Source organism: Micromonospora sp. NPDC049102 (assembly GCF_043197485.1).
In the GTDB taxonomy this organism is placed as follows: domain Bacteria; phylum Actinomycetota; class Actinomycetes; order Mycobacteriales; family Micromonosporaceae; genus Micromonospora.
Window position 1 is genome coordinate 273,040 of sequence record NZ_JBICTE010000001.1, and the last position, 12,781, is coordinate 285,820.

The window sequence follows — 12,781 nt, forward strand, 5'->3', positions numbered from 1 at the left end:
GGTCGATGGGGATCATGCTGCCCGGCGAGCTCGCCGGCCTGCTCAACGAGCTGGGCTACACCTGGCCCAAGTCGGACGAGACGAAGATGTTCGAGCTCGGCCAGATGTGGATGGAGATGGCCGACTCGCTGCACAACGCGGCGGCGGAGGGTACGGCGGCCGCGCAGCGGGTGCTGACCGGCAACCAGGGCGATGCGTTGACCGCGTTCCAGCAGCGCTGGGAGGCCAGCGGTTCGGCCATGTCGGTGCTGCGGGACGGCGGCACCGGCGCGCAGATGGTGGCGGCGACGCTCTTCGTGTGCGCGCTGATCGTCCTCGCCCTGAAGATCAACGTGATCGTCCAGCTGATCATCCTGCTGGTGCAGATCGTCCAGGCGCTCGCGACGGCCGCCCCGACGTTCGGCGCATCCCTGCTGGAGATCCCCGTCTTCAAGAAGCTCACCGACATCGTCCTGAACATGCTGATCGACCAGGCCATCGGGGTGGTCCTGGGATGACCTCTCCCCTGCCCGAGCTGTACATCGGCGTCGACGTGGAGGCGGACGGGCCGATCCCCGGGCCGTACAGCATGATCTCGCTGGGCATGGCCGTGGCCGGTCGTCCGGACCTGACGTTCTACACCGAGCTGCGTCCCATCTCCGACGAGTTCGTGCCGGCCGCGCTGGCCGTGTCCGGCCTGGACCGGGACCGGCTGCTCCGCGAGGCGCCCACCGCGCCGGACGCGATGGCGTCGGCGGCGGCCTGGGTCAACGGGCTGCGCCGGATCGGCCGTCCGGTCTTCCTCGCCGCGCCCGCCGTCTGGGACGGCATGTTCGTCCACTGGTACTTCGTACGCTTCGTCGGCCACAGCCCGTTCGGCGCCACCGGCTCCGGCGTCGACCTGCGCAGCTACTGGATGGGGCTGACCGGCAGCGAGTGGGTCCAGACCCGCAAGGGCAAGATCAAGCATGAGCTGGGTCTGCACGACGTGCCGCACACCCACCACGCCGGCGAGGACGCCGCCGAACTGGCCCAGGTCTTCGACGCCGTGCTGCGCCGCCGGCAGTCGGGTGACACGGCATGACCGGACGGCGGGACCTGCCCGACGGGGCCACGACGGCCGCCCGGGGCATCGTGGCGCAGGCCGCCCGGAGCATGATGCGGCGGGCCGACGACGTGGCGGGCGAGACGGCCGAGGCGGCGACCACCCGGGCCGCCCGGCGGATCCCGCAGGGCTTCACCGAACGGCAGTGGACCCGGTTCGCCCGAGGCGCCCGGCAGACCCAGCGGCAGGCCGGTCTTCCGGACGGCGACCTGGTCGCCCACGGCAGCCGCGTACGCGGCACCGCCCGCCCGGACTCCGACATCGACGTGGCGCTCATCGTCGACGACAAGACCTTCTTCGACCTGGCCGAGCGCTCCCTGTCCCGGGCACCGGACGGGACCCGGCTGCGCAAGACGATGCTGCGCCGGATCAACGAGAACGGTCAGCTCGCCAGCTTCGACCTGGGCACCGACTTCACCCATCTGCGTCGCGAACTCATGGACACGCATGTGCCGCACAAGGTGCAGTTCTCCGTGCTGCGCCGGGGCGGCAAGTTCGACAACGGCCCGTTCCTCCCGCTCGATTGAGCGGTCCGGCATCTGGCAAGGTGGCACACGTGCAGACGACGTTGCAGTTCCTCATCATGGTCGACGGCCCGTTGACGGCGGCGGAGCTGCTCGACCTGATCCGCACCCGGCTGCCCGACGCGGTGCCCTACCGCCGGGACTCGGTGGACGTGCGGGGCAACCTGCTGGAGATCAACCCCAACGAGGACGCCGACCCGCGGCTCGCCGCCACCGACGAGGACGACTACCTCTACTTCCGGTGGCGGGTGGAGCTGACCCCGATGGACAGGGCGGTCGACGAGGCGCACCAGATCGCCCTCGCCCGGGAGCTGCTGCGATCCATCAAGGGGCCGCAGGTGCGGGCGACCGTGTGCGCCGCGTTCGAGGATCGGGTCTGACCGACGCTCAGCGAAGCAGGCGGGGCGCGATGACCGCCTCCCGCACACTGCCGTCCGCGCTGCGACTCACCTCGTACGCCGAGACACCCTCGCGGTCGGCGACCGCCTCGACGAGCCGGGTCCCCCGGTAGACGAGGCCGACCCCGTCGTCGGTGCAGTGGCTGGTCGGTAGCGTCCCGTCGCCGACCAGCCCGTGCATCAACGGTCGGCGCTGGGCCTCGCTGTCGTAGTGCACGCCGTTGCCGTACGGCAGCCAGCCCAGCGCCTCCGTGTAGCCCCGCAGGCGGGGACCGAAGCTGTCGGTGGCACCGCCTACGTGCCAGCAGATCGAACCGGCCGAGACGCCCGCCAACACCACCCCGGCCTGCCAGCACTCGTGCAGGATCTCGTCGAGCCCGTGCACCCGCCACACCGCGACGAGGTTGGCGACGCTGCCGCCGCCGACCCAGATCACGTCCTGGGCGAGCAGGTGGGCGCGGACGTCGTCGACGTTCGGCATCGGGAACAGCGCGAGGTGGGACAGGTGGAACCGCGTGTCGGCGAACGCTCCGTAGACGGCCGTGAACGAGGTGGGCTGGTCGCCGACGGCCTGCCCGAGGTAGCAGATCCGCGGCTGTGGCCCGGCCTCGGCCAACTCGGCGGCCAACTCGAAGATCGGGCCGGGACGCAGATCGGCGGGCCCTCGGTCACCTCGGAAGAAGCCCATGCTGGTGGCGAGGATTGTGGGTTCACTGGCGGGCATGGGAGATCCTTCCGTCGGCGCGGTACGCCGTACCATCCTGCCGCGCTCAGCCGGCCCGGCGCTGGCGGGGAATGTGGGCGGGCTGCCCGCCGGTCGGGTCGGCGGTGCTCGGCGCCCCGGGAGAGATCGTCTGCGCGTCGGGCCGGCACCTCGCCGCGGTGGCTCCGGCGCGAGGCTCGACCTCCCCGGGGGGCAGGTCGTCGAACGGCCGCTCGGTCGCGGGCAGTTGAGCGGCAGCGGCGCGGGGCAGGGTGAACTGGTCCGCTGCCGCCGGGCCGGCGGAGACCGACTCGCGCAGCATCCAGCGCACCTCGTCGGCCGTCCAGCCGAGCCCCGGGCGGGCGGCGATCTCACCGATGAGCCGCCGGCCGACTGTCGTGTCGTCGTCGTAGAAGCGCATGCACCAGTGATGCGTCCACATGCCGAGCGCGCGCAGGCCCGCGTCGTCGAGCGACCGGACCAGCCGACCGCAGGCGGTGTCGACGAACGGCTCCGCCTCGTCGGCGGACCGGTCCCGCTCGATGGCGCCCACGGCGGCCGGCGCGACGGCCCGCATCCGGCGGTAGAAGGACTGCGCCACCGCGCGGGGCAACGGAGGGAACGAGCCCTGTGTCGACGCCGCCACCCAACCCGCAACGCTCGTCATCGCCGCCCCCCCTTCTTGAGTTGGTGGCGCGACGCTACCCGGCGGGACCGACACTTCCGGGCGGAAATCCCCCACCCCGCCCTCTTTCCCCTGGTGATCAAGAGCTTCGCGTCACGCGGCACGGCGTGTCGTGACGCGAACCTCTTGATCACCGCGCGCGGAATGGGGGCGGGCTGTCAGGTCCGAATCCCGCCAGCCGAGGGCTCTGCCAGCGGGGCATCATCGGTGATGTGGAGATGGACTTCGAGCGGTGCTACCGGGCGGTGGACAGTCGTGACCAGCGGTTCGACGGCTGGTTCTACACCGGTGTGACGTCGACGGGGATCTACTGCCGGCCGTCCTGCCCGGCGGTCACCCCCAAGCGGCAGAACGTCCGGTTCTTTCCGTCGGCCGCCGCCGCACAGGGCGCCGGGTTGCGTGCCTGCCGCCGCTGCCGCCCGGACGCCGCGCCCGGCTCGCCCCAGTGGGACGTCCGCGCCGACGTGGTGGGCCGGGCGATGCGCCTGATCGCCGACGGGGTGGTCGACCGGGACGGCGTACCGGGGCTGGCTGCCCGCCTGGGCTACACCGAGCGGCACCTGCACCGGATGCTGCGCGCCGAGATGGGCGCCGGACCACTTGCGCTGGCCCGTGCACAGCGCGCACAGACCGCCCGGATCCTGATCGAGACGACGGGCCTGGGAATGGCCGAGATCGCGTTCGCCGCCGGCTTCGGCAGTGTGCGGCAGTTCAACGACACGGTCCGCGAGGTGTACGCGACCGCCCCCTCCGAGCTGCGGACGGCGCGCGGCCGACACCTGGCGGCGGTCGGGGCGGGGACGATCACGCTCCGGCTGGCGTACCGTCCGCCGTTGCACGCCCGCGCTCTGCTGGACTTCCTCGCGGTGCGCGCGCTGCCCGCTGTGGAGGAGGTACGCGACGGGACGTACCACCGGGGGTTGCGGTTGCCGCACGGCCCCGGCCAGGTGGCCCTGACCCCGGCGGACGGGCACGTCTCGGCGACGCTGCGCCTGACCGACCTCCGCGACCTCGCGCCGGCGGTGGCGCGCTGCCGCCGGCTTCTCGACCTGGACGCGGACCCGGAGGCCGTCGACGCCACGCTGGCGGCGGACCCGGCCCTGGCCCCGGCGGTGGCCGCCGAGCCCGGCATCCGCGTCCCCCGTGCGGTGGACGGCTTCGAGATGGCCGTACGCGCGATCGTGGGCCAGCAGGTCTCGGTGGGTTCCGCCCGCACCACACTGACCCGCCTCCTGTCCAGCCGTGCCGATCATGAAGTTGTTGCCACCGAGGACGGCGTGTCGCGACAACAACTTCATGATCAACGCAGTGAGCTGCGGGGGTTTCTCACGCCGGAGGAGGTCTTGGGGGTGCCGGAGGGCGCTTTCGGGATGCCGGTGCGGCGGCGGGAGACCATTCTCGGGCTTGCCCGCGCCGTCCTGGACGGGACTGTGGACCTGGCGCCGGGCGGGGACCGGGAGGAGACCGCGCGGCGGCTGCTCGCGTTGCCCGGCATCGGCCCGTGGACCGCCAGCTACCTCGCCATGCGGGCCCTCGGCGACCCGGACGTCCTCCTCGACACCGACCTCGCGATCCGCCGGGGCGCAGCAGCGCTCGGCCTGCCCGAGGACACCCTCCACGCGCACGCCGAACGGTGGCGCCCCTGGCGGTCCTACGCCACGATCAGACTCTGGAGAGCGGCATGAACATCGACAGCGCCGTACTGACCACTCCGACCGGCCCACTCAGCATCCTCGCCGACAGCGACGGTCAGGTCCTGGCGGCCGGTTTCACCCCGGACGCCGAGGCTCTGCTGCCCCTGATCCACCCGACCCTGCGGGCTTCGGTACGGCAACGCGCCGACCTCGGACCGACCACCGGGGCCGTCCGGTCCTACCTGGACGGGGACCTCACCGCCATCGACACGGTGCCGGTACGGCAGCACACCGGCGGCGAGTTCATGGCGCACGCCTGGCGGGTGCTGCGGGACGTCCCGCCGGGCGCCCCGGTCACCTACACGGGATACGCGGCGCTGGCCGGCCGGCCACCGGCGGTGCGGGCCGCGGCGGCCGCCTGCGCGCGCAACGCCGCGGCGCTCTTCGTGCCCTGCCACCGGGTGCTGCGGACCGACGGGAGCCTCGGCGGCTACCGCTGGGGGCTGGACGTGAAGAAGTGGCTTCTCGGTCATGAGCGGCGGTTGACGGCAAGCTGACAACTACACGGGCACCCAATGACGCTACCGTCGGGTAGTGCCTGTGGAGAGCGACGGCGACCGGGCCGCCCGGGTCGCCGCGGGCCGCCACCCCGTGCACAACCTCTGGCGGCTACGCCGCTACCTGCGCCCGTACTCCACCGAGTTCGCCTGGTTGCTGGTCGCCGGGCTGGCCGGCACGGCCGCCGGGATCGCCGTACCCCTGGTGGTGCAGCGGGTGGTGGACGGGCCGGTGGCCCGCCACGACCCCGCCGGTCTGCTCCAGCTCGGCGGCCTGGCGCTGCTGCTCGGCGTGGTCGAGGCGGTGCTCATCTTCATCCGCCGGTGGGTGCAGTCGTCCTCGGCGGTCGGGATGGAGGCCGCGCTACGCGCCGACGTCTACGCGCACCTGCAGCGGCTGCCGGCCAGTTTCCACGACCGCTGGCAGTCCGGCCAACTGCTCTCCCGGATCACCAGCGACCTGTCGGTGATCCGCCGGTTCCTGTCGTTCGGTGTCTTCTTCCTGGTGCTCAACCTGACCACCTACGTGGTGGTGGTACTGCTGCTGATCCACCTGCACGCGGCACTCGGGCTGCTGGTCGCGGCCAGCGCGGTGCCCCTGCTGCTGATCACCCGCCGGTTCGGTCGGCACTACCACATTGCGTCCCGACGGATGCAGGACCAGCAGGGCGATGTGGCGACGCTTGTCGAGGAGACCGCGCAGGGCCTGCGCACCATGAAGGCGTACGGGCGGGGGCCGGAGCTGGCCGCCCGCTTCGCCGACGGGGCCCGCACGCTGCACGACACCGGGGTGGGCAAGGGTCGACTCCTGGCGAACACCGCGGCGCTGCTCGACCTGGTGCCCAACCTGACTCTGGGCGTGGTGCTGGTGGCCGGGGCGGCAGCCGCCGCGCGCGGGGTGCTCACCATCGGCGAACTGGTGGCGTTCGCCAGCCTCCAACTGATGCTCATCTGGCCGGTGCAGTCACTGGGCTGGATCATCGCCAACGGCCAGGAGGCGGCCACCGCCGCGGACCGTGTCCAGGAGGTGCTGGACACTCCGCCGCAGATCGTGGACGCTCCCGACGCGCTCGCGTTGACCCGCGACGCGGTGCAGGGCCGGCTCCGCTTCGAGCGGGTCGCCTTCCGTTACCCCGGCGCCGCGACGGGCGTCCTGCACGAGATCGACCTGACCATCGAGCCGGGTGAGACGCTCGCCCTGGTCGGGGCCACCGGCTGCGGCAAGAGCACGCTGCTCTCCCTGGTGCCCCGACTGCACGAGGTGACCGGCGGCCGGATCACCCTCGACGGGCACGACCTGCGCGAACTGCGGCTGGCCTCGCTGCGCCGACTGGTCGGGGTGGCGTTCGAGGAACCCACCCTCTTCTCCATGTCGGTCTGGGAGAACCTCACCCTGGGCCACCCGGACGCCGGCGACGACGAGGTCCGCGCGGCCCTCGCGCTGGCGCAGGCCGACTTCGCGTACGACCTGCCGTGGGGTCTGGCCACCCGGGTGGGTGAGCAGGGGTTGTCCCTCTCCGGCGGTCAGCGGCAGCGGCTGGCGCTGGCGCGGGCGGTGCTCGGTCGCCCGGCGCTGCTGGTGCTCGACGACCCGCTGTCCGCCCTCGACGTGCACACCGAGGCGCTGGTCGAGGCGGCGCTGCGCCAGGTGTTGCGTGCCAGCACCGCGCTCCTGGTGGTGCACCGGCCGTCGACGATCGCGTTGGCCGACCGTGTGGCCCTGCTCGACGGTGGACGGATCACCGCGATCGGCCGGCACTCGGAACTGCTCGCCGACGTGCCCGCCTACCGCGCGTTGCTCGCCGCCGAGCCAGCACCGGCACGACCGGCATCCGCCGGCGCCGCGGAACCACCCCCCGCGCAACCGGCTCCGCCGCAATCGACCGCCGCTCAATCGGCCGCCGCCCGCGCGGGCGGTACCGAACCCGGGCGCACCGGGCCGGCGGGGCCCGGCGCGTCCGCATCGGACGGCTGGGGGTTGGTGCGCTCGTGACCTCCCCGGAGCAGGTCGACCCGCCTTCCGAGAGGGGGCCGGAGCTGACCCGATGGCGGGGAACGGCCACCGACCCGGAGGCCGACCGGAGTCGGGCCGAGGAGAGCACACCGGAGGCGGTCGCCCGGCTGCGCCGACACAGCCGTGCCCTGCTGGCCGACCTGCTGCGCCCGCACCGGGGGCGACTCGCCGCGGCGGTCGGCCTGCTGCTGGCGCAGAACGCCGCCGCGATGGCCGGCCCCTACCTGGTGATGGTCGGCATCGACCGGGCCATCGCCCCGCTGCGCGCCGGAGACCCCACCCCGATTGTCGCCGTCGCCGGGGCGTTCGTCGTCGCCACCGTGACGGAGTACGCGGCCCGGCGCGGCTTCCTCACCCTCTCCGCCCGCATCGGCCAGGCCGTCCTGCTGGACCTGCGGCAGCGGGTGTTCGGGCACTTCCTGCGACTGTCCGTGGGCTTCCACGAGCGGTACACGTCGGGCCGGATGGTGTCCCGCCTGACCAGCGACCTGGACTCCATCGCCGAACTGGTCGACGGTGGGATCGACAGCCTGGTGCTGGCCGCGCTGTCGATCCTGTCGGTGGCCGCCATCCTGCTCTGGCTGGACCTGCCGTTGGCCGCGGTGACGCTGCTCGCGTTCCCGTTCCTGTTCTGTCTCTCGCGTTGGTTCGCACGGGCGTCGGCCACCGCCTACCGGCGGACCAGGGAAGCCGTCGCGCTGGTCATCGTGCACTTCGTCGAATCGATGCGGGGCATCCGCGCGGTGCAGACGTTCCGCCGGGAGCCCCGCAACCAGCGGATCTTCGTGACGCTCGGGGACGACTACCGGCGCGCCAGCCTGGACGCGTTCCGGCTGATCGCCACATACTCGCCGGCGATCAAGTTGGTCGGCAACGTGACCGTCGCGGTCGTGCTCTGCTATGGCGGATGGCGGGTGCTCGGCGGGCGGACCGAGGTGGGGGTGCTCGCCGCGTTCCTGCTCTACCTACGGCGCTTCTTCGAGCCGATGCAGGAGCTGAGCCAGTTCTACAACTCGTTGCAGTCGGCGACGGCGGCGCTGGAGAAGCTGGCCGGGGTGCTCGACGAGCGGCCCTCCGTCGCCGAACCGGCCCGGCCGGTGCCGCTGCCCCGCGGTCCCGGTCACGGCGAGCTGACCTTCCGGGACGTCTCGTTCGGCTACCGTGCCGACACGCCCATCCTCGCCGGGTTGCACCTGCGGGTGCCGGCCGGGCAGACGGTCGCGCTGATCGGGCCGACCGGGGCGGGCAAGTCGACGATCGCCAAGCTGGTGGCCCGGTTCCACGACCCGGACACCGGCACGGTCCTGCTGGACGGGATCGACCTGCGCGCGGTGCGCGACGCCGACCTGCGCCGCGCCGTGGTGCTCGTGACCCAGGAGAACCACCTGTTCAGCGGCACGGTGGCGGAGAACATCCGGTTCGGCCGGCCGGGCGCCGACGACGCCGAGGTGCGGGCCGCCGCAGAGGCGATCGGCGCGCACGACTTCATCGCCGCGCTGCCCGACGGGTACGCCACGCAGGTGCACCGACGCGGCGGCCGGCTCTCCGCCGGGCAGCGGCAACTGGTCGCGTTCGCCCGGGCGTTCCTGGCCGACCCGACCGTGCTGATCCTCGACGAGGCGACGTCGTCGCTGGACGTGCCGACGGAACGGCTGGTGCAGCGGGCGCTCGGCACCATCCTGCGGGACCGGACGGCGCTGGTGATCGCACACCGCCTCTCCACTGTGGAAACCGCCGAACGGGTGCTCGTCGTCGACGACGGGCAGGTCGTCGAGGACGGCCCGCCGGCCGTGCTGGTCGGGTCCGGCGGCCGGTACGCGGCCCTGCACCGACAGTGGCGCGACTCGCTCGTGTAGGACCGGCGATACGCAACTCCGTGGCCCGGCACCCTGCTGATGCCTACGATCGGCAGATGACCCATACGGCGAGGACGGCCCGCGCCGGCGTTCCCGAGCGTCCCAGTCTGGACGGGCTCGAGGAGCGCTGGGCGCAGCGCTGGCAGGAGGAGGGCACGTACGCGTTCGACCGTTCGAAGAAGCGGGCCGACGTGTACTCCATCGACACGCCGCCGCCGACCGTATCGGGCGAGCTGCACATGGGGCACGTCTTCTCGTACACGCACACCGATACCGTCGCGCGTTACCAGCGGATGCGCGGCAAGGCGGTCTTCTACCCCATCGGCTGGGACGACAACGGGCTGCCCACCGAACGTCGCGTGCAGAACGTGTACGGGGTGCGCTGCGATCCGGCGTTGGCGTACGACCCGGTGTGGCGGCCCCCGGCCACCCCTGTCGACGACGCCGCACGCCGCGATCCGACGCCGATCTCGCGGCGCAACTTCATCGAGTTGTGCGAGCGGCTGACGGTCGCCGACGAGCAGGTCTTCGAGGCCCTCTGGCGGCGGCTCGGGCTCTCGGTGGACTGGTCCCTGACGTACACGACGATCGGTCCGATGGCCCGCGCCACCAGCCAGCGGGCGTTCGTGCGCAACCTGCGCCGGGGTGAGGCGTACCAGGCGGAGGCGCCGACGCTGTGGGACGTCGGCTTCGCCACCGCGGTCGCGCAGGCCGAGTTGGAGGACCGGGAACGTCCCGGCGCCTACCACCGGCTGCGGTTCGTCGGGCCCGGTGGGCGCGACGTGCTCATCGACACCACCCGGCCGGAGCTGCTGCCGGCGTGCGTCGCGCTGGTCTGCCACCCCGACGACGAGCGGTACGCCGACCTGGTGGGCGCGACCGTGCGCAGCCCGCTGTTCGACGTCGAGGTGCCGGTGCGTGCCCATCCGCTCGCCGATCCCGCGAAGGGCACCGGCGTGGCGATGGTCTGCACGTTCGGCGACCTCGCCGACGTGACCTGGTGGCGGGATCTCGACCTCGACACCCGGGTGGTCGTGGGCCGCGACGGCCGGCTGGTTCCGGAGCCGCCGGCCGGTGTGCCCGCGGGGCCGTACGCGGCGCTGGCCGGGCAGACCGTCAACGGGGCCCGGCGGCAGATCGTCGGGATGCTGGCCGACGCGGGTGACCTGGTCGGCGAGCCGCGTCCGGTGACCCATCCGGTGAAGTTCTACGAACGCGGTGACCGGCCACTGGAGATCGTCTCGACCCGGCAGTGGTACCTGCGCAACGGCGGACGCGACGCCGACCTGCGGGCGACGCTGCTGGCCCGGGGCGCGGAACTGCACTGGGTGCCGGCGCACATGAAGCACCGCTACGACAACTGGGTGGGCGGCCTGACCGGTGACTGGCTGGTGAGCCGGCAGCGCTTCTTCGGAGTGCCGGTGCCGGTGTGGTACCGGCTCGACGACACTGGCGAACCGGACTGGGCCCACCCTCTCACGCCGGACGAGTCGGCGCTGCCGGTCGACCCGTCCAGTGACCCGGCGCCCGGCTTCGACGAGTCGCAGCGCGGCCGACCGGGCGGTTTCATCGGCGACCCGGACGTGCTGGACACCTGGGCGACGTCGTCGCTGACCCCGCAGATCGTCGGCGGCTGGGAGACCGACCCCGATCTGTTCGCGCGGGTCTTTCCGATGGACCTCCGCCCGCAGGGACAGGAGATCATCCGGACCTGGCTGTTCGACAGCGTGGTCCGGTCGCACTTCGAGCACGGGGTGCTGCCCTGGCGGGACACCGTGCTGTCGGGCTGGATCCTCGACCCGGACCACAAGAAGATGGCCAAGTCCAAGGGGAACGTGGTCACCCCGCTCGCGCTGCTGGAGCAGCACGGCTCGGACGCGGTGCGCTACTGGGCGGCCAGCGGCAAGCCCGGCATGGACCTGGCCTTCGACCCGGCGCAGATCAAGGTGGGCCGCCGGCTGGCCACCAAACTGCTCAACGCGTCGAAGTTCGCGCTCGGCCTGGGCGCCGCGGAAGCGCTGCGCGCGGTGGCGACCGCCCCGCTCGACCGGGCCATGCTCGCCGAACTGGGCACGGTGGTCAGCGCCGCGAGCAGGGCCTTCGACGGGTACGACCACACGGCCGCCCTACAGGCCACCGAGGCGTTCTTCTGGCGGTTCTGCGACGACTACATCGAGTTGGTCAAGGAACGGGCGTACGGCACCGGAGCGGCGGCCGACTCGGCGCGAGCGGCGCTGGCCTCGGCGCTGTCGGTGCAGTTGCGGCTGTTCGCCCCGGTGCTGCCGTACGTCACGGAGGAGATCTGGTCGTGGTGGCGGTACGGGTCGGTGCACCGTGCGCCCTGGCCGACCACCTACGAGGTGGCCCGCACGATCGAGGGGACGGGCGAGCCCGCGCTGCTGCAGCTGGCCGGTGACGCGTTGGGGCAGGTGCGGCGGGCCAAGTCGGAGCGGAAACTGTCGATGAAGGCGGAGGTGCCGCTGGCCGAGGCGCTGGGCCCGGCGGCACTGTTGGAGCAGCTCACCCTCGTCGCCGACGACCTGCGGGCGGCCGGACGGATCGGCAAGCTCGACCTCCTGCCGGACCGCACCCCGGAACTCGTGATCGCCTGCGCCTTCTGACCGGAGTCCGCCGCCGCCCCCCCCCGGGGGCGGCGGCGGACCGGCCCTCACCAGCCGCGCAGGAAGCGCAGGCCGAGCAGGATGGCCACCACGGACGGCCCGACCAGCAGGGTGATCGCCTGGAGCCGGTACGGCATCCGGTGCCGGGTCAGCTCGCCCGCGTTACCCAGCACGATCACACCGGCCAGCATCATGAACGCGCCCCACCAGCCCGTCTCCAGGTGGATCACCCGGAGGTGGATCAGTTGCAGGGTCACACCGAGCAGCGCGCCGGTGAGCGCCAGCAGCGCCACCGCCCGGTGCAGACCACGGGCCAGAGGGTGTGCCGCCCGCCAGCCGTACGTGCCGGCGACCGCCAGGCAGGGCAGCACCACCATCAGCGGCCAGCCCTTCCCCATCGCCCCGAACATCAACAGCGCACCCACCACGAACGCCAGCGTTCCGACGCACGCGACGACGTAACCGGCGAAGGCACGACCGCCGCCGCGCGCCAGCAGTGGCCCGCCGCTGGCCGCGATCAACGCGGCCGGGATCAGGATGAAGCCGGCCCACCAGTGGAACCGACCGCTGCCCTGGGCGGCCGTCGCGACCGTCGCGGACGCCAACCCGGCGACGGCCAGACTGGTCAGCCAGGGCCGGCTGCTCCGCGAGTACTGGTCAGCCAATGGTCTACGCTCCGCTTCGACACTCACTCCACCAGCCTCG

At 72.7% G+C, this 12,781-nt stretch carries 10 protein-coding genes and 2 pseudogenes; 9 read left to right on the forward strand and 3 right to left on the reverse strand.

Going from position 1 to position 12,781, the window contains the following annotated elements; genetic code table 11:
• Positions 1-5: 5 nt before the first annotated feature.
• The 4 genes from ACGFH9_RS01305 to ACGFH9_RS01320 are packed head-to-tail and all read left to right on the forward strand — an operon-like array spanning position 6 to position 1,988.
• Complete coding sequence (locus ACGFH9_RS01305) at positions 6-497, forward strand: hypothetical protein (protein WP_393213579.1); 492 nt, start codon at positions 6-8, stop codon at positions 495-497.
• Complete coding sequence (locus ACGFH9_RS01310; RefSeq protein WP_393213582.1) at positions 494-1,063, forward strand: exonuclease; 570 nt, start codon at positions 494-496, stop codon at positions 1,061-1,063. The genes ACGFH9_RS01305 and ACGFH9_RS01310 overlap by 4 nt, the downstream gene beginning before the upstream one ends.
• Positions 1,060-1,611, forward strand: coding sequence for a nucleotidyltransferase domain-containing protein (locus tag ACGFH9_RS01315; RefSeq protein WP_355248493.1), 552 nt, complete (start codon positions 1,060-1,062; stop codon positions 1,609-1,611). The genes ACGFH9_RS01310 and ACGFH9_RS01315 overlap by 4 nt, the downstream gene beginning before the upstream one ends.
• 29 nt (positions 1,612-1,640) lie before the next feature.
• Positions 1,641-1,988: a hypothetical protein gene (locus ACGFH9_RS01320; protein ID WP_393213585.1), complete on the forward strand. Its 348-nt coding sequence runs from the start codon at positions 1,641-1,643 to the stop codon at positions 1,986-1,988.
• A 7-nt stretch (positions 1,989-1,995) separates the two neighbouring features.
• On the opposite strand, the gene ACGFH9_RS01325 is transcribed toward ACGFH9_RS01320, so the two are convergent.
• Positions 1,996-2,730: a Type 1 glutamine amidotransferase-like domain-containing protein gene (locus tag ACGFH9_RS01325; protein WP_393213588.1), complete on the reverse strand. Its 735-nt coding sequence runs from the start codon at positions 2,728-2,730 to the stop codon at positions 1,996-1,998.
• A 169-nt stretch (positions 2,731-2,899) separates the two neighbouring features.
• A pseudogene (locus tag ACGFH9_RS01330) lies at positions 2,900-3,376 on the reverse strand (hypothetical protein); the annotation flags it as partial.
• A gap of 230 nt (positions 3,377-3,606) precedes the next feature.
• Between ACGFH9_RS01330 and ACGFH9_RS01335 the strand changes: the two are divergent.
• From ACGFH9_RS01335 to valS, 5 genes and pseudogenes are all read left to right on the forward strand, one after another.
• Positions 3,607-5,079 carry a DNA-3-methyladenine glycosylase 2 family protein gene (locus ACGFH9_RS01335; RefSeq protein ID WP_393213591.1) on the forward strand — a complete coding sequence of 491 codons (1,473 nt, stop codon included), beginning with the start codon at positions 3,607-3,609 and terminating at the stop codon, positions 5,077-5,079.
• A complete protein-coding gene (locus ACGFH9_RS01340) occupies positions 5,076-5,585 on the forward strand; it encodes a methylated-DNA--[protein]-cysteine S-methyltransferase (RefSeq protein WP_393213594.1) in 510 nt (169 codons plus the stop codon). The genes ACGFH9_RS01335 and ACGFH9_RS01340 overlap by 4 nt, the downstream gene beginning before the upstream one ends.
• A gap of 37 nt (positions 5,586-5,622) precedes the next feature.
• Positions 5,623-7,416, forward strand: a pseudogene (locus ACGFH9_RS01345) (ABC transporter ATP-binding protein); the annotation flags it as partial.
• A gap of 158 nt (positions 7,417-7,574) precedes the next feature.
• Positions 7,575-9,455 carry an ABC transporter ATP-binding protein gene (locus tag ACGFH9_RS01350; protein WP_393213597.1) on the forward strand — a complete coding sequence of 627 codons (1,881 nt, stop codon included), beginning with the start codon at positions 7,575-7,577 and terminating at the stop codon, positions 9,453-9,455.
• A 56-nt stretch (positions 9,456-9,511) separates the two neighbouring features.
• On the forward strand, positions 9,512-12,076 hold the full coding sequence (gene valS, locus ACGFH9_RS01355) for a valine--tRNA ligase (RefSeq protein WP_393213600.1): 2,565 nt from the start codon (positions 9,512-9,514) through the stop codon (positions 12,074-12,076).
• A gap of 47 nt (positions 12,077-12,123) precedes the next feature.
• On the opposite strand, the gene ACGFH9_RS01360 is transcribed toward valS, so the two are convergent.
• The gene (locus ACGFH9_RS01360; RefSeq protein WP_393213603.1) at positions 12,124-12,741 is read right to left on the reverse strand and encodes a hypothetical protein; all 618 of its coding nucleotides are present in this window, start codon (positions 12,739-12,741) and stop codon (positions 12,124-12,126) included.
• Positions 12,742-12,781 lie beyond the last annotated feature (40 nt).